Annotated in this window: 16 protein-coding genes and 1 other annotated feature; of the genes, 15 read left to right on the top strand and 1 reads right to left on the bottom strand. The window is 50.0% G+C overall.

Annotation, left to right across the window (positions count from 1 at the left end; translation table 11 throughout):
• Positions 1–303 precede the first annotated feature (303 nt).
• The 7 genes from AB9R92_RS05665 (at position 304) to pheT (ending at position 7,281) form a co-directional block, all read left to right on the top strand.
• Positions 304–1,302, top strand: a complete 999-nt coding sequence (locus AB9R92_RS05665) for a nuclease-related domain-containing protein (RefSeq protein WP_370668506.1) — start codon at positions 304–306, stop codon at positions 1,300–1,302.
• A 264-nt stretch (positions 1,303–1,566) separates the two neighbouring features.
• Positions 1,567–1,767 (top strand): helix-turn-helix transcriptional regulator, encoded by a 201-nt coding sequence (locus AB9R92_RS05660; RefSeq protein ID WP_370668505.1) that lies wholly within the window; start codon positions 1,567–1,569, stop codon positions 1,765–1,767.
• Between the two features lie 2 nt (positions 1,768–1,769).
• The gene (locus AB9R92_RS05655) at positions 1,770–2,264 is read left to right on the top strand and encodes a hypothetical protein (RefSeq protein WP_370668504.1); all 495 of its coding nucleotides are present in this window, start codon (positions 1,770–1,772) and stop codon (positions 2,262–2,264) included.
• Positions 2,261–2,704 (top strand): small multi-drug export protein, encoded by a 444-nt coding sequence (locus tag AB9R92_RS05650; protein ID WP_370668503.1) that lies wholly within the window; start codon positions 2,261–2,263, stop codon positions 2,702–2,704. The genes AB9R92_RS05655 and AB9R92_RS05650 overlap by 4 nt, the downstream gene beginning before the upstream one ends.
• Before the next feature lie 51 nt (positions 2,705–2,755).
• On the top strand, positions 2,756–3,529 hold the full coding sequence (locus AB9R92_RS05645; protein WP_370668502.1) for a TrmH family RNA methyltransferase: 774 nt from the start codon (positions 2,756–2,758) through the stop codon (positions 3,527–3,529).
• 36 nt (positions 3,530–3,565) lie between these two features.
• Positions 3,566–3,793 (top strand) — a binding site (T-box leader).
• Between the two features lie 38 nt (positions 3,794–3,831).
• Entirely contained in the window at positions 3,832–4,869 is a 1,038-nt protein-coding gene (gene pheS / locus AB9R92_RS05640; protein ID WP_370668501.1) for a phenylalanine--tRNA ligase subunit alpha, read from the top strand.
• A gap of 12 nt (positions 4,870–4,881) precedes the next feature.
• On the top strand, positions 4,882–7,281 hold the full coding sequence (pheT, locus tag AB9R92_RS05635) for a phenylalanine--tRNA ligase subunit beta (protein WP_370668500.1): 2,400 nt from the start codon (positions 4,882–4,884) through the stop codon (positions 7,279–7,281).
• A 45-nt stretch (positions 7,282–7,326) separates the two neighbouring features.
• Here the strand turns inward: pheT and rnhC are convergent, their stop codons facing one another.
• Positions 7,327–8,262 (bottom strand): ribonuclease HIII, encoded by a 936-nt coding sequence (rnhC, locus tag AB9R92_RS05630; RefSeq protein WP_370668499.1) that lies wholly within the window; start codon positions 8,260–8,262, stop codon positions 7,327–7,329.
• A gap of 82 nt (positions 8,263–8,344) precedes the next feature.
• Between rnhC and zapA the strand changes: the two genes are divergently transcribed.
• The 8 genes from zapA (at position 8,345) to AB9R92_RS05590 (ending at position 17,113) form a co-directional block, all read left to right on the top strand.
• Positions 8,345–8,605 carry a cell division protein ZapA gene (gene zapA, locus AB9R92_RS05625; protein WP_058381052.1) on the top strand — a complete coding sequence of 87 codons (261 nt, stop codon included), beginning with the start codon at positions 8,345–8,347 and terminating at the stop codon, positions 8,603–8,605.
• A gap of 5 nt (positions 8,606–8,610) precedes the next feature.
• Positions 8,611–9,147 carry a CvpA family protein gene (locus AB9R92_RS05620; RefSeq protein ID WP_370668498.1) on the top strand — a complete coding sequence of 179 codons (537 nt, stop codon included), beginning with the start codon at positions 8,611–8,613 and terminating at the stop codon, positions 9,145–9,147.
• 61 nt (positions 9,148–9,208) lie between these two features.
• Positions 9,209–10,912: a DNA polymerase/3'-5' exonuclease PolX gene (gene polX, locus AB9R92_RS05615; RefSeq protein WP_370668497.1), complete on the top strand. Its 1,704-nt coding sequence runs from the start codon at positions 9,209–9,211 to the stop codon at positions 10,910–10,912.
• Positions 10,913–10,925: 13 nt separating this feature from the next.
• Entirely contained in the window at positions 10,926–13,286 is a 2,361-nt protein-coding gene (locus AB9R92_RS05610; protein WP_370668496.1) for an endonuclease MutS2, read from the top strand.
• 21 nt (positions 13,287–13,307) lie between these two features.
• Positions 13,308–13,721, top strand: coding sequence for a DUF350 domain-containing protein (locus tag AB9R92_RS05605; RefSeq protein WP_058381048.1), 414 nt, complete (start codon positions 13,308–13,310; stop codon positions 13,719–13,721).
• Between the two features lie 227 nt (positions 13,722–13,948).
• Complete coding sequence (locus AB9R92_RS05600) at positions 13,949–15,640, top strand: AMP-binding protein (RefSeq protein ID WP_370668495.1); 1,692 nt, start codon at positions 13,949–13,951, stop codon at positions 15,638–15,640.
• A gap of 97 nt (positions 15,641–15,737) precedes the next feature.
• Positions 15,738–16,322, top strand: coding sequence for a fatty acid metabolism transcriptional regulator FadR (locus tag AB9R92_RS05595; RefSeq protein WP_058381046.1), 585 nt, complete (start codon positions 15,738–15,740; stop codon positions 16,320–16,322).
• A gap of 17 nt (positions 16,323–16,339) precedes the next feature.
• Positions 16,340–17,113 (top strand): enoyl-CoA hydratase, encoded by a 774-nt coding sequence (locus AB9R92_RS05590; protein WP_370668494.1) that lies wholly within the window; start codon positions 16,340–16,342, stop codon positions 17,111–17,113.
• Positions 17,114–17,118: the final 5 nt, after the last annotated feature.

The raw sequence follows: 17,118 nt of genomic DNA, 5'->3' as shown, positions 1-17,118 counted from the left end.
ATTCTAACAAAATTAGGCTACTTGTCACCCCGAGAGTTCGGGGCGCAAGCAGCCTAATGAAGGTGTTTTATGGTTGTCTCAAATCGATATGTCAGTCTACTTTTGCGGAGGGGTTTTTTGTTGGTTGAAAGACGAAGCCGAATCGGCAAAATAACGTTTTTATTCCGCAAATAAAATAAGCTGATTGGCAAACAATCAGAGGGATAGCGCGAATAAATCATAGGGTTTCGCAAAGAACTTTAACCGTTGCGCAAACAAAATGACTGCAAAAGCCCGTAGGTACCAATTCCCGGTGAAAGAGGTGTGCTATACTTCAACTATCATATTAGGAGGTGTTCAATGGGCAAAATAGAAATAACGTTATTACCTGAAAAAGAATCGTTGGAGAGGCTGTTGTATCGATTGCCTGGCAATCATTCGCGCCGGGAATTTATCCAAGCTGAAATTTTCAAAGCGACTGCCGGAAAAAGAGGCGAAGAGAGGCTGTACCGGAAGCTGATTGAATTCGAGACAGAGGAGCAGTACCGGTTTTTGAAAAATGTCTGCTTGTCGAGAGGGCAATGGAAAATCCAAATGGACGGATTGTTATTGACGGAGCGCGGGGCGATTGTCATTGAATCGAAAAATATTAGCGGCCAACTTTATTTTGATGATAAAACCGGCGAATTTTCAAGGACCAATACAGAAGGCGTAAAAACGATAATGGACGATCCGACAACCCAGTTGAACAAGCATATTCGTTTCTTGACCTTGTTTTTCAAACAGCAGAAAATCGATTTGCCCATTTCGGGTATTGTCGTGTTTACAGCTAAACATTGTGAATTTCTAGCTAAGCCAGAGCACCATCACATCTGCAAAACTTACCAATTGGTCGATTATTTATTCCACATCATTCAGGAATTCCCCTTAAAACACACCCCTTACGATTTATCGGAAATCCAGAAACTCCTCGAGCAATCTCGGGCCCCTTATGAGAGGAAACCGTTGTGTCATTTATATTCAATAGAAGAAACCGAACTGCTTATGGGCATCTTCTGCAAAAGCTGTAAAAGTCTTAACATGACGCGGAAACATAAGAAAGGATGGGTTTGTGCCAACTGCCAGGCGGTGGATCCGCTCGCTTTTCGACATACAATCCAGGAATATTTTTCGCTGATTAATACACATCTTAGCAATAGGCAGCTCCGGAAATTTTGCAAGCTCGAATCGCCTTATGTTACTTCCCGTCTGTTGGCTGCATATGAGTTAGAGTCTGCTGGCGCTTTGCGCAACCGGACATACTCTATAAAGAAAAAAGACTAGCTTTTCACGAAATGTGAAAAGCTTTTATGGGGTTATGCAAATAAAACGATGTATTCCGCAAACAATGAATAGTATTCCGCAAACAACTCAACGAATTTCCCTAATAACCTAATGCATTCGGCAAAGAATCATCCATATTCCGCAAGCATGTCGAAATTCCTCAATTAAATAATTGCTTCTGCAATGGAGTTACTTGATAAAATGTTAAGTTTAGTGTACATTATGTTATACAAACCTAACATTCTTATGGAAAGGATGAAGCGGATGCTAAAAAACCGGGTGAAAGAGCTGCGGGCGCGCTACGGGTACACACAAAGCGAGTTGGGCAAGCAAGTGGATGTGACACGGCAGACGATTGCGTTCATCGAGAAAGGCGAATTTTCACCGTCGATTACATTGGCTTTGAAGCTCGCAAAGGCCTTGCAAGTGGAAGTAGGCGATTTATTTTGGTTGGAGGAGGAGTAAAGATGAAACAGGATTTTCGCATGACGTATCCGCTTTGGAATATGGCGTTTATTTTGATACTGGCCGTAATGGCAGTCGGATTCACTTCAAGCTTCGTCAATGTCACCAAGACCGAGTCGAGCTTGAGCATCCAAGCACAAGCGTTGGAAGGGTTCTTGCTGTTCGCGGCACTGATTGCATATTTGGTCTTGATCACGATTTATTTGTTTGCGCTGCAATCTTATAACCGGAAAAATCCGGGCAAGAAAATTTCCCCATTTTCGATGCGCCCTCCTGAATACATGGAACAAGATGAGGGAATGACTTATATCACAAGAAAAGCGGTGCAAAAAGTGTATACATTCATCACGTGGACGTTGCCGTTCTTCGCATTGATCGTGATGCTTTTCCCAATTCCGAGACTTTTGATCGTCTGGGGGATCCTTGCGGTCGCTTTCGGCCAGAACCTGATTTACTATATGGAGATGCGCAGGCATCTGAAGGAGGCAGCTGAATGATATATGAATACGCATTGATTTTCATCGGGGCGGCGATTCCGTGGTTTGAAATCGCGCTCGTCATCCCGCTTGGCATTGTTTGGGGCTTGTCGCCGGTCTGGGTTATGATCACGGCTTTCGTCGGCAATATGCTGACAGTGATGCTGCTCATTATCGGCTTCGACAAATTCCGCATCTGGTACGACAAGCGCCAGGAAGCGAAAGGCAAAGAGCCATCGAAGAAAAACGAACGCGCGGTGCGCATCTGGAATAAATACGGGCTGCCGGGGCTATCACTTTTAGGGCCAATCTTGATCGGCACGCATATCGCAGCGTTCATTGGCATGACACTTGGGGCAACAAAGCGCAATACGACCGTCTGGATGGTCATCAGCATCGGGGTCTGGACGCTGGCGTTCGGGATTTTGACAGCACTTGGCTTTGATTTCTTTACTGCGTAAAACGGCCCTATGCTATACTGGAGCTATTCTGAAAAAAGTGGTGAACGTATTATGAAACGAATTGAATCATTGCAGAACTCGCTCGTCAAACACTGGAAGAAACTGAGCACGACCCGTAAAGAGCGCGATAAATTCGGGGAATTTCTCATCGAAGGCTTTCATTTGACGGAAGAGGCGTTGAATAAGAAAGACGGGATCAAAGGCTTGATCGTTCGCGAAGGCACGGAAATTCCGGATGCTTGGGATATCGAGGGCCTCACGCTTTACGTGGTGACGGCACAGATTGCGAAAGAGATTGCGGAAACCGAGCATACGCAAGGCATTTTCGCTCATTGCGCACAACCAGAGTATGGCGACTCTATGCAAGAGCAATGGCAGACACTGCTCTTGATCGACGCTGTACAGGACCCGGGCAATGTCGGGACGATGATCCGCACCGCGGCAGCTGCCGGAATCGACGCTGTCGTTCTCGGAAAAGGTTCGGCGGATGCGTACAATCCGAAAACGGTGCGCTCGGCGCAAGGCGCCCATTTCCAGGTGCCGATCGTCAAAGGCGATTTGTTCGACTGGGTCGAACGCTTGAAGAGCCGAGACGTCCCGGTTTATGGGACGGCGCTGTACCAATCGGTGCCGATGTACGAAGCGGAGTCGAAAGAGCGTTTCGCGCTTATCGTTGGAAATGAAGGAAGCGGCGTCGAGCCGCAGCTGCTCGAGCAGACCGACCAGAATCTGATGGTGCCACTATACGGCCCGGCTGAATCACTGAACGTAGCTGTAGCGACTGGAATTCTGTTGTACAGCCTCGTTCCGAAAACTGGTATTTGATTAACAGGCGAAAGTTCATTATAATAGAAGAGAAATAAACAAGCGTTGACCGGGAAAAGTACGTAGTCCCCCTGCATCCTAGGAAGTCCGCCCTCGACTGAAAGCGCGGATATGCAGGAACTCCGGAAGTTCACCCCGCGAGCTGCTAGACGGGGACCGGCTAAGTGCCGTAAAGTCTGGCCGGTGATGAGCCGTTATTCAATGAAGTGATCGCATGCGTGCGATAACTAGGGTGGTACCGCGAATCAATGCCTCGTCCCTTTTTGGGGGCGGGGCTTTTTTATGTTCAAGGAGGAGAGAAAATGGAAGCAAGATTGCAGGAATTGAAAAATGAAGCTTTGGAGAAAATCCAAGCGGCGCATACGGTCAAGGAATTGACGGACGTGCGTGTCGCGTATTTAGGGAAAAAAGGGCCGATCACCGATGTCTTGAAAGGCATGGGCAAATTGCCGGCGGAAGAGCGACCGAAAATGGGCGCGCTTGCAAACGAAGTGCGTGCGGAAGTGACAGAATCACTTGATGCACGCATGGTCCTGTTGGAAGAACAGGCGATCAACGAAAAACTGCAAAGCGAAACAATCGATATCTCCTTGCCGGGGCGTCCGGCGAAAACAGGCAATCCGCATCCGTTGACGCGGGTTGTCGAAGAAATCGAAGACTTGTTTTTGTCGATGGGTTACGAGATCGCTGAAGGCCCGGAAGTCGAGAAAGATTATTATAATTTCGAAGCGCTTAATTTGCCGAAAGGCCATCCGGCACGCGATATGCAGGATTCCTTCTATATAACTGAAGACATCTTGCTGCGTACACACACGTCACCGGTGCAAGCGCGCACGATGGAAGCGAAAGGCGGAGAGCCGATCAAGATCATCTGCCCGGGCAAAGTGTACCGCCGCGATAACGATGACGCGACGCATTCGCATCAGTTCACGCAAATCGAAGGGCTTGTGGTCGGAGAGGACATCCGCATGAGCGATTTGAAAGGGACTTTGTCGGTGTTCGCCAAGAAGATGTTCGGCGAAGACCGTGAAATCCGCCTGCGCCCAAGCTTCTTCCCGTTCACGGAGCCTTCTGTTGAAATGGACATCTCTTGCTTTAAATGTGGCGGCGACGGATGCAACGTCTGCAAAAAGACCGGCTGGATCGAAATTCTCGGTGCCGGCATGGTGCATCCAAACGTCTTGGAAATGGCCGGCTATGATTCGAAACGCCTCACAGGATTTGCATTCGGCATGGGGCCGGAGCGCATTGCGATGCTGAAATACGGCATCGAGGACATCCGCCATTTCTACACGAACGACGTGCGTTTCTTGACGCAATTTCAACGGACGGAACTTTAAGGAGGAACTTTCATGTTAGTATCGACAAAATGGTTGAAAGAATATATAAATACACAAGATTTGCCTCCTGCAGAACTCGGGGAGAAAATCACGCGTGCTGGAATTGAAGTCGACGCGGTGATTGACCGTTCGGAAGGATTAGCCAATTTGGTCGTCGGTTATGTGACGGAATGCGCGAAGCATCCGGAAGCCGATAAATTGTCGATTTGCCAAGTGGATGTCGGCGGCGGGGAAATCGACCAGATCATCTGCGGCGCTCCGAATATCGCTCAGGGCCAGTCGGTCATCGTGGCGCGTCCGGGCGCGAAACTTCCGGGCGGCATGAAGATCAAGAAAGCGAAGCTGCGCGGGGAAGTGTCGAACGGCATGATCTGCTCGCTGCAGGAGCTCGGCATCGAAACGAAACTGGTGCCGAAAAGCTATGCAGAAGGCATCTATGTCTTGCCGGAAAAAGCGGAACCGGGCACAGATGTGCTGTCTTATTTGGATTTGGACGATACCGTCCTTGAACTGGGCCTTACGCCGAACCGTGCGGATGCCATGAGCATGCTTGGGGTCGCGTATGAAGTCGGCGCGATTTTGGGAGAAGACGTAAGCTTGCCTGAAATCGAATACGCTGAAGCGGCAGAGCGTGCGGAAAGCATGTTGTCGCTTGAAGTGGATGCGCCTGAAGCGAACCCTCTTTATGTCGCGAAAGTCGTGCGCAACGTCAAAGTGAAGGAATCCCCGCTATGGCTGCAGCAGCGCTTGATGGCAGCTGGCGTGCGCCCGCATAATAATGTCGTCGACGTGACAAACTATATTTTGATGGAATACGGCCAGCCGCTCCATGCGTTTGACTATGATTCACTTGGTTCCGGAAACATCACTGTGCGCCACGCCAAAGAAGGCGAAAAGATCACGACCTTGGATGACACAGAGCGCACATTGTCTGCTCATCAATTGGTCATCACCAACGGCACAGACCCTGTCGCACTTGCCGGCGTCATGGGCGGGGCGAATTCAGAAGTAAGCGATGAGACGACAACGGTCGTCATTGAGTCCGCTTATTTTGCTTCCGATTCGATCCGCCGTACGTCGAAAGACCATAATTTGAGAAGCGATGCGAGCTCGCGCTATGAAAAAGGCGTAGACCCGAACCGCGTCATCCCGGCTGCAGAACGCGCTGCGCAATTGCTGGCACAGCTTGCAGAAGGGGAAGTGCTGGCCGGTTCGCTCGTGTTCGATCAACTTGATAAGCAAGAGCGCATCGTCAAAGTTTCGCCGGACTTCATCAATAGCCGTCTCGGCATGAAGATCCGCCTTGAGGACATGCTTGATATCCTCAGCCGTTTGAAATTCAATACGGAAGCCGCCAACAACCAATTGATCATCGAAGTGCCGACGCGCCGACAGGACATCCAGATCGAAGAGGATGTCGTAGAAGAAATCGCACGCCTTTACGGTTACGACGAGATTCCAGCAACTTTGCCGCGCACCGATGCCACACCAGGCGGATTGAGCCCTTACCAGGCAAAACGCCGCATTGCGCGCCATTTCCTTGAAGGTGCTGGACTACTTCAAGCTACGACTTATTCCTTGACTTCGGAATCCGCAGCGACGCAATTTGCGCTGGAGCCGACGGATACGACCCGGCTGTTGATGCCGATGAGCGAAGAGCGCAGCATTTTGCGCCAAAGTTTATTGCCTCATTTGCTCGAATCGCTTTCCTACAATACGGCACGCCGCATCGATTCGGCAGCTTTGTATGAAACGGGATCCGTGTTCTTGAAAGGGCAGGATGAACTGCTTGATGAGCAAAAACATTTGGCAATCGTCATGACAGGGTTGTGGATCGACCACAGCTGGCAAGGGGAGAAGAAAGCCGTCGACTTTTTCGTGGCAAAAGGCATCGTGGAAGGGCTGGCTGAAAAACTGGGCCTTGAATTATCATTCGAGCGCGGTGAAATGGACGGCTTGCATCCAGGCAGAACCGCCTTCATCCTGCTCGATGGCAAGCGCATCGGCGTCATTGGCGCTTTGCATCCGTCTGAGCAGAAAAAACGCGATTTGAAAGAGACAATCGTTGTGGAATTGAACTTGGCGACCTTGCTGACACGTGAAACGGAAGCGCTTGTCTATACACAAGTGCCCCGTTACCCGACGATTTCACGCGACGTGGCGTTGGTCTTGTCGAAAATCGTGGAAGCGCAGACGATTGAAGGCGTCATCCGCAAAGCGGGCGGCAAGCTTCTGAAAGACGTCCGTATTTTCGATCTGTATGAAGGCGAGCGGATGGAAGAAGGCAAGAAATCCTTGGCGTTTTCATTAAAGTATTTCGATCCGGAGAAAACATTGACCGATGAAGAAGTGAACGCAGCGCACGAGAAAATCATCAAAGCGCTCACGGAATCTGGAGCGGAACTCCGTTAAAAGCAAAAACTGTCTTGGGCTCATGACGAGCCCAAGACAGTTTTTTTATGTGCGTTTTTTCTTTGCTGCCAAGTTTTGCGCTTTTTTCGTATTGGCGAAATGGGCTTTCGTGATGCTTTTCAGGAAGGCTTCGCCGCGGGACAGGAGGATCTTCGCTGCCGCTTCGTCAACGATCGCCCCGGCTCCTTTTGGCAAAGAGACGCCCGCTGCGGTGCTGAGCCGGTCCATTTCCTCGAGAAAGGCGACACGCGCAATGATCGATGCGCAGGCGACTGATACGTGAAGGTTTTCCGCTTTCGTGGAAAACAGCACATTCTCGCGGATGATCTCCGGTTCTTGTGATATGTGCTTATAGTAGATGCCGCGCTCTGCGAATTGGTCGATCAAAATAGCCTCTGGTTTTTCCGGCGCCATTTTCCGCAAAACGTGCTTCAGTGCCTGGTTATGGAGCAAGGCCTTGATCTTGCCCTGCGACCAGCCCTGCGCTTGCACTTGATTGTATTTCTCGTTGTTCAAGGTCAGCACACTGTAGGTGAACGCTGCTTTCAAGTCGGGGGCAATTTTCCGCATATACTCATCTGTCAATTGCTTGGAATCCTTGACGCCGAGTTCTTTGGCGAGTTCGACCTGCTGGGCGGGAACGAAACAGGCAGCGACGGTGATCGGGCCGAAAAAATCGCCCGTCCCGGTTTCATCCGAGCCGAGCACGGAACGCTTGGCGAAATCGGGCGGCAACGGATCGCCTTTCGCTGTTGCCGTTTTCTCTTTGATGCTGTCGGCAGTACCCCATTTGGCCGTTTCGCGTTCAGCGCCGGCGCCTTGGAACATCACTTTGCCGGATGTGTAGACGGTAATCATCGCATCCGGCAGTTTCGCAGCAAAGCGGGCATGGGGATTCTTGGTGTTTATTTCCTTGTTTTGGTAATGTGCAATCAGCCGTTTCAAGGCTTCTTCTGGCAGTTTCAAGACGCTGTTGGTCATTGGAAGTCCCCTTTCTTATGATTCACAATCCGCTTGTGTTCGTGTTATGATGGTCTATAGAATTCCAAAGGGGGAACGCGCATTGCAAGAGCAGCATAAAATTCGCACTGTCGTTGATATATATGGCCATACATACAAGATGCTCGGTACTGAGACATCCGGCCATATGAGGCTTGTCGCTTCCATGGTTGACAGCAAGATGCGGGAGATCAACGCCGCCAATCCATCGCTTGACCAGGCGAAGCTAGCCGTGTTGACCGCGGTAAATGCGACACATGAATATCTTAAACTGAAAGAGCAACTAGAACAAATGGAAATTGAACTGAATAACTTGAAGGGCTGACGGATATGCTTGATTTAATCTTATTGGTATTGCTTCTGGCGGGAATTTTGGTCGGCTTCAAACGAGGGCTGGTGCTGCAGTTTCTGCACATGGTCGGCTTTGTCGTCGCTCTTATTGTCGCTTATATGTATTACAAACCGCTATCGGAAAACTTTGTATTATGGGTTCCATATCCGACGGTCGACGAAAGCTCGCGCTTTGCGATCGCTGTCGAACAACTGAATTTGGACGAGACATTTTATCAGCTGTTGGCTTTCGCACTCATTTTCTTTGTTGTGAAATTTTTGCTGACACTGATCGCATCGATGTTCGATTTCATCAAATACATCCCTGTGCTCGGCTTCCTGAGCCGCATTTTCGGTGCGATCCTCGGGCTCATCGAAGCGCACATCCTGTTGTTCATCGGACTCTACGTATTTGCGTTATTGCCGATCGATGGGATTCAAAACCAGATCGAAAATTCCGGGATCGCCCGCGCCATCCTCGAACACACGCCTTATTTCTCTGAGAAAGTGAAGGAATGGTGGTATATTTATATGTAGTAGGAACTTCTCTCTTACGAGGGAAGTTTTTTTATGAACCGATTAAGGAGGTTTGTTTCGCATGAATAAGAAAATCATTATCCGTACTTTGGAAAATATCGCGTTGTATATGGAATTAAAAGGGGACAACCCGTTTAAAGTATCGGCTTTCCGCAAAGCTGCCCAAGCACTCGAACTCGACCAGCGCAGCTTGGATGAGATTGAAGACGTCACGAAGCTGAAAGGCATCGGCAAAGGGACGGGCGATGTCATTACAGAGCTGCTGAATGAAGGGAAATCTTCTGTTCTTGAAGAGCTTCAGGAAGAAGTGCCGAAAGGGCTTGTGCCGATGCTGAAGCTGCAAGGGCTTGGCGGCAAGAAAATCGCCAAGCTCTACAAGGAACTCGGCGTGGATTCGATGGAATCCTTGAAACAGGCCTGCATCGACGGGCGCGTCCAGGCGCTCCCGGGGTTCGGCGCGAAATCCGAGGAGAAAATCCTGCTCGAACTGGAAAACTTTGAAACCGATCCGGGCCGTCACCCCATCTGGAAAACGGAAGAAACCGTGGCATTTATCGAGAATTTGTTGACGACAATTTCCGATGTCGCGGAATTTTCGGTGGCCGGAAGCTTCCGCAGAACGAAAGAGACGAGCAAAGACCTCGATTTTATCGTAGCGACCGATGAACCGGCAAAAGTGAAAGAACAGCTGCTCGCCGGCTTGCCTGTAAAAGAAACAATTGCTTCAGGGGATACGAAAGTGTCTGTTGCAGTGGAAGTGGTCGAGCCGATCGACGTCGACTTCCGCCTGGTCGCACCTAAAGAATTCGCGACGGCGCTCCATCACTTCACCGGCTCGAAAGACCACAATGTCCGCATGCGCCAATTGGCCAAAGCGAAGAAAGAGAAGATCAGCGAATACGGCGTGGAACAGGAAGATGGTTCCGTATTGACGTTCGAGTCAGAAGAGGCATTTTTCGCCCATTTCGATTTGCCGTTCATCCCGCCGACTGTGCGAGAGGATGGCCGTGAAATCGATCGCATCGATGAATTGCCGGACCTTGTCGCAGTTAATGATATCCGCGGTGATTTGCATATGCACACGACTTGGTCGGATGGGGCACATTCGATTGATGAAATGATCAATGCCTGCCAAGACCGCGGGTACGAATACATGGTCATCACCGACCATTCCCATTACTTGAAAGTCGCGAACGGATTGACGCCAGAGCGCTTAATTGAACAAAACGGGAAATTGCGTGAAGCAAATAAACGACACGACGGCATCGAAGTATTGTCCGGAACGGAAATGGACATCTTGCCGGACGGCAGTTTGGATTTTGACGACGACGTGCTCGCGCAAATGGACTTTGTCATCGCGAGCATCCATTCAAGTTTCCAGCAGCCGCAAGACCAAATCATGGCGCGCATTTTGACGGCGATGAAAAACCCTTATGTCCATATGATTGCGCATCCAACCGGCCGCATCGTCGGAAAACGCGACGGGTATAATCCCGACGTTGAACAGATTCTCGATTGGGCGAAGGAATACGGCAAGATCGTTGAATTGAATGCCAGCCCGTATCGCCTCGACCTCGCCGTTGAGTGGCTCGTCATGGCACAGGAAAAAGGCGTGCCGGTCGCCATCAATACCGATGCCCATGCCATCGAAGGATTGGACGTTATGTCGACAGGCGTCCGTCACGCACAAAAAGCATGGCTGAAAAAAGGCAACGTGGTCAATACATGGCCGCTTGAGAAGCTAAGAGATTTCTTGAAACGATAAAGGAGGAGTTTATATGATCGCAGAGCGCGCATTACGAACTCTCGAATTCTATAAAATCCGCGAAGAAGTGGCGGCATTCTGCACCTCATCACTTGGCAAAGGATTAGTGAAAGAATTGCTGCCGTCTACTGACATCGCGGAAGTAAACCGCTTGTTAGAGGAAATGGATGAAGCGGCGCAATTATTGCGCATCAAGAACAATGTGCCGATGGGCGGCATTTCGGATATCCGCCCCCATGCGAAACGCGCGCAAATCGGCGGCAGTTTAAGCCCGGTGGAATTGATGGAAGTCTCTTCAACCATCCGTGCCAGCCGCATCTTGCGCCATTTCCTTGAAGCCATCGACGCGGAAGAAGATATCGATATTCCCCATTTCATGGAGAAAAAGGAAAGCATGCCGATTTTGACGCAGCTTGAACACGACATCAACGCATGCATCGATGACAACGGAACGGTGGTTGACAGTGCCAGTTCGGAACTGCGCAGCATCCGACAGTCGCTTCGTGCGCAGGAAAGCCGTGTGCGCGAAAAACTCGAGAGCCTGATCCGCGGGCGCAATGCATCGAAAATGTTGTCTGATTCCATTGTGACCATCCGCAATGACCGCTTCGTCATCCCGGTCAAGCAGGAATACAGAAGCCATTACGGCGGCATCGTCCATGATCAATCCTCATCTGGCCAGACGCTGTTCATCGAACCGGATGCTGTCGTGCAGGCGAATAATGAAGTGCGCCGGCTGAAGCTGAAGGAACGAGAAGAAATCGACCGCATCTTGCTGATGCTTTCTGCAAAAGTGCAGGAAGTCGCTCATGAACTGTTCACTTTGGTCGGCGTATTGGCGGAAGTCGATTTGATCCTGGCGAAAGCGAAATACGGGCAGGCCCATAAATGTTCGAAGCCCGCAATGAACACAGAAGGATATATCAATTTGAAGAAAGCGCGCCATCCACTTATCCCTCAAGATGAAGTGGTGCCGAACGACATCGAGTTCGGCCGCGACATCACGGCGATTGTCATCACCGGCCCGAATACAGGCGGCAAGACGGTCACCTTGAAAACGGTCGGCTTGTCGACTTTGATGGCACAGGCAGGGCTTCCCGTGCCGGCCCTCGAAGGATCGGAACTGGCCGTATTCGACCAAATCTTTGCCGATATCGGCGATGAGCAATCGATTGAGCAAAGCTTGAGTACGTTCTCTTCCCATATGGTCAATATCGTCGACATCCTCGAGAAATTCGATGAGAACTCACTTGTCATTTTCGATGAACTTGGTGCCGGCACCGACCCGCAGGAAGGGGCGGCGCTTGCCATTTCCTTGCTCGATGAAGTGCATGGCAGAGGCGCGCGCGTTATCGCGACGACGCATTATCCGGAACTGAAAGCTTACGGCTACAACCGGGAAGGCGTCGCCAATGCCAGCGTCGAATTTGATGTAGAGACGTTGAGCCCGACCTACCGGTTGCTGATCGGCGTGCCGGGGCGCAGCAACGCATTCGAAATCTCCAAGCGCCTCGGCTTGCCGGAGCATATCATTTCCCATGCGAAGAGCTTCACGGGAACCGACCGCAAAGAAGTCGACTCGATGATCGCCTCGCTTGAGAAGAGCCGGCGCGAGGCGGAACGCGATGCAGAAGAAACCCGTTCTGTGCTTGAAGAATCCGAGACGCTGAAAGAAGACTTGGCGAAACGCCTCGCGGAATATGACAGCCGCAAAGAGCTATTGGAAGACAAAGCGAAAGAAAAAGCGCGCAAAATCGTCGACCAGGCGCGAGCGGAAGCGGAAGCGGTCATTAAGGAACTGCGCCAAATGCAGCTTGCACAGCAGACCGGCGTGAAAGAGCACCAGCTGATTGATGCGAAAAAACGGCTGGAGAATGCCATGCCGGAAAACCGCGTCTTGAAAAAAGCGAAGAAAAAAAACCAACCGGTCGCCTTGAAACCGAACGACGAAGTGAAAGTGCTGTCTTACGGGCAAAAAGGGACCTTGGTCGAAAAAGTTTCCGACACGGAATGGATCGTCCAGGTCGGGATCTTGAAAATGAAGCTGCCTGAATCCGACCTCAGCTACACAAAACCTGAAAAGCAAAAAGAAACACGCACGATGACCAGCTTGAAAGGCCGGGAAGGCTACACGAAAATGGAGTTGGACCTTCGCGGTGAGCGCTATGAGGATGCCTTGTCGCGCGTGGAGAAATATTTGGATGATGCTTTATTGGCGAATTACCACCAAGTATCCATCATCCACGGCAAAGGAACGGGTGCGCTTCGGCAAGGCGTGCAGCAGTATTTGAAGAAACATCCACGCGTCAAAAGCTACCGCTTTGGCGAAGCGGGTGAAGGCGGGTCCGGAGTGACGGTCGCTGAATTGAAGTAAGGGCGGAAGGGGAGCTTGTAAATGTTCGAAGAAGGATTTTGGACCCACCCGCTTGTCGAGACGGCTGGCTATTTCAGTGTGGTGGTTTTATGCTTGATCGTAGCGATGGTCATCTTTGAAGTCGTGACGAAATATAAGAACTGGGAAGAAATCAAGAGCGGCAATTTGGCTGTAGCGATGGCGACGGGCGGAAAGATTTTCGGCGTCACGAATATTTTCCGCTTTTCGATTGAACAGCACACGACGCTGTTTGAGATGATTGGCTGGGGGCTGTTCGGGTTCGTGTTGTTGATCTTTGCCTACATCCTTTTTGAGTTCTTGACGCCGAAGTTCAAAGTGGATGAAGAAATCGCGCGCGATAACCGTTCGGTCGGCTTGATTTCGATGACCATCTCAGTCGGCTTGTCGTATGTGATCGGTGCCAGTATTTCATAGGAGTTGGAGCGAATGGAAAACCTGATCAAAATCTTAATCGTTTTTTGTATCTTGTTTGTGCTTGTAGGAATCGTCTTCCTATTCGTGTTTTAAAAACGGCCTGTGCGCCGTTTTTTTTTATGGATTCATTTCGAAGGAAAATAATGTTTGAAAGCGTTATCATAATTCTTTATACTTAAAGTAGGAATATTCTCACGATTCCGATAAAAGAGGGGGAGGTAGAAAGTATGTCCGAAAAACCGTGGTTAGCCCATTATCCGCCGGAAGTACCGCACACGCTTACGTATCCGAGCATTCCAGTACAGGAATATTTGACGAAAGCCTATGAAGACTTTCCGCAAAAGACCGCAATCCATTTCCTGGGCAAGGACCTCAGCTATGAAGAGTTGTACGAATCTGCCATGAAGATGGCCAATTACCTTCAGAAGCTTGGCATCCAAAAAGGCGACCGGGTATCCATCATGCTGCCGAACTGTCCACAGGCAGTGATCAGTTTCTACGGGATCCTATATGCCGGTGGAGTCGTCGTCATGACGAACCCGCTTTATACAGAGCGGGAAATTTCCTACCAGATGAAAGATTCCGGTGCCAAGGCAATCATTGCGCTTGATATTTTGTTCCCGCGGATCAACAAAGTGATCAAAGAAACGGATCTTGAGAACGTCATCGTCACGGGCATCAAGGATTACCTGACATTCCCGAAAAACCTCGTGTACCCGTTCATCCAGAAAAAGCAATACGGCATGACGGTGAAAGTCGAACACCGGGGGATCAATCACCTCTTTACGGAAATCATGAAAACAGCTTCGCCGCAAATTACTAAGCCGCCATTTGATTTCGAAGAAGATTTGGCGCTTTTGCAATATACCGGCGGAACGACCGGATCGCCAAAAGGCGTCATGCTGACGCACCGCAATTTAATCTCCAATGCGACGATGTGCGACGCTTGGCTCTATAAATCGAAACGCGGGGAAGAGACGATCATGGGCATCATCCCCTTATTCCATGTGTATGGATTGACGACTGTCTTGATTTTGTCTGTCATGCAGGGCAATAAGATGGTACTATTGCCGAAATTCGATCCAGAGCAGGCTTTAAAAACCATCAACAAGCAAAAGCCGACCTTGTTCCCTGGCGCGCCGACGCTTTACATCGGCTTGCTGAACCATCCCGACATCCAGAAATACGATCTGTCTTCCATTGAAGCCTGTTTGAGCGGATCCGCGCCGCTGCCGACGGAAGTGCAGGAAAAATTCGAACGCATCACCGGAGGCAAGCTGGTCGAAGGCTATGGCCTGACCGAAACCTCACCGGTCACCCATTCGAATCTCGTATGGGGCGAACGGACGAAAGGATCGATCGGCATGCCGTATCCGGATACGGATTGTGAAATCTTCCTTCCGGGAACGACTGATCCTGTACCAAACGGTCAGATCGGTGAAATCGCCATTCAAGGGCCGCAAGTGATGAAAGGCTATTGGAACCGCCCGGACGCTACAGCAGCAACAATTGTCGATGGCTGGCTATTGACCGGGGATCTTGGCTATATGGATGATGAAGGACAGTTCTTTATCGTCGACCGCAAAAAAGACATGATCATCGCCGGGGGCTTCAATATCTATCCGAGAGAAATCGAAGAAGTGCTGTATGAACACGAAGCGATCCAGGAATGCGTCGTCGCCGGCATCCCGGACCCGTACCGCGGCGAAACGGTAAAGGCATACATTGTGCTGAAAGAAGGGTATACTGTTACAGAAGAACAATTGGATAAACATTGCCGCGAACACCTCGCTGCGTTTAAAGTGCCGCGAATTTACGAGTTCCGTAAAGAACTTCCAAAAACAGCGGTCGGTAAAATCTTGCGCAGATCTCTCGTGGACGAAGAAATTGCCAAACGCAACGAAGCAGTTCCTTCCTAACCAAGGCTAAAGCTTGACACAATTTAAACAAAACGATAATATGAAAATATGAATGAATCGCCATTCATATTTTCATATTTTTTTGGGTGGTGACAGAATGGTAAAGAAGGATAAACCGAAATATAAGCAAATCATCGATGCTGCGGTCATCGTTATCGCAGAGAATGGTTACCACCAAGCGCAAGTTTCGAAAATTGCTAAACAAGCCGGTGTAGCGGACGGTACGATTTATTTGTATTTCAAGAATAAAGAAGACATTCTCATTTCCGTCTTCCAGGAGAAGATGGGCGTGTTCGTCAGCGAATTGGAGAAAATCATCGCAAAAGACGCAAGCGCTGCCGACCAGCTCGGCATGATGATCAATAGCCATTTCAGCTTGCTCGCAAGCGATCTGCATCTGGCAATCGTGACGCAGCTGGAACTCCGTCAATCCAACCACGATATCCGCATGAAAATCAATAATGTACTGCGGGGTTATTTGAAATTGATGGACCGGATCTTGATCAGCGGCATTGAATCAGGAGAATTTGATCAAAATATGGATATTCGTTTAGCCCGTCAGATGGTTTTTGGTACAATGGATGAGACCATTACTACCTGGGTGATGAACGATCACAAGTATGATTTGGTCGAACTCGCACCGAAAGTGCAGCGCTTATTGCTGAAAGGCATGCAAGCGTAAAGGGAGGGGATGAGCAGGTGGAATTTATCAGCTGGAAAAAAGAAGATGGGGTAGCGATTGCGACAATCAACCGGCCGCCGGCAAATGCATTGTCTCGCGCGTTGATCTTGGAAGTCGATGCACTTCTGGATGAAGTGAAAAACGACTCGGATGTCCGTGTGATCGTCTTGCACGGGGAAGGCCGTTTCTTCTCGGCAGGTGCCGACATCAAGGAGTTCACGGAAGTGACTTCAGGGGAAGAGTTTTCGAAACTGTCGGCGAGCGGCCAAGCCGTTTTCGAACGCGTGGAAACATTCCACAAGCCAGTCATTGCCGCCATTCACGGCGCCGCACTCGGCGGAGGACTGGAGCTGGCCATGAGCTGCCATATGCGTTTTGTCACGGAAAATGCTAAACTGGGATTGCCGGAACTGCAATTGGGCTTGATTCCTGGATTTGCAGGAACACAGCGTTTGCCGCGTTATGTCGGAGTGGCCAAAGCCGCTGAAATGCTCTTGACGAGCGATCCGATAACAGGCGAAGAAGCAGTGCAGCTCGGTCTTGCCAACCGTTCATTCGGCGAAGAAGACCTTCTTCCGCAAACGCTTTCAATTGCGAAGAAAATTGCGAAAAAGAGCCCGGTATCCGTCAAGGCGGCCATCGACATGCTTCAGTATTCGAAGCGTGGGGCTTTTGAAGAAGGGGTCAAGGCAGAAGCGGATTCGTTCGGTACGGTTTTCGTATCGGAAGACGCGAAGGAAGGCATTGGCGCTTTCCTGGAAAAACGCGAAGCACAATTTAAAGGGAAATAATACTT

The organism is Planococcus sp. SSTMD024 (assembly GCF_041320495.1).
In the GTDB taxonomy this organism is placed as follows: Bacteria; Bacillota; Bacilli; order Bacillales_A; family Planococcaceae; genus Planococcus.
Note: the sequence above shows the minus strand (reverse complement) of the source record. Positions and strands in the feature narration are given on the sequence as shown.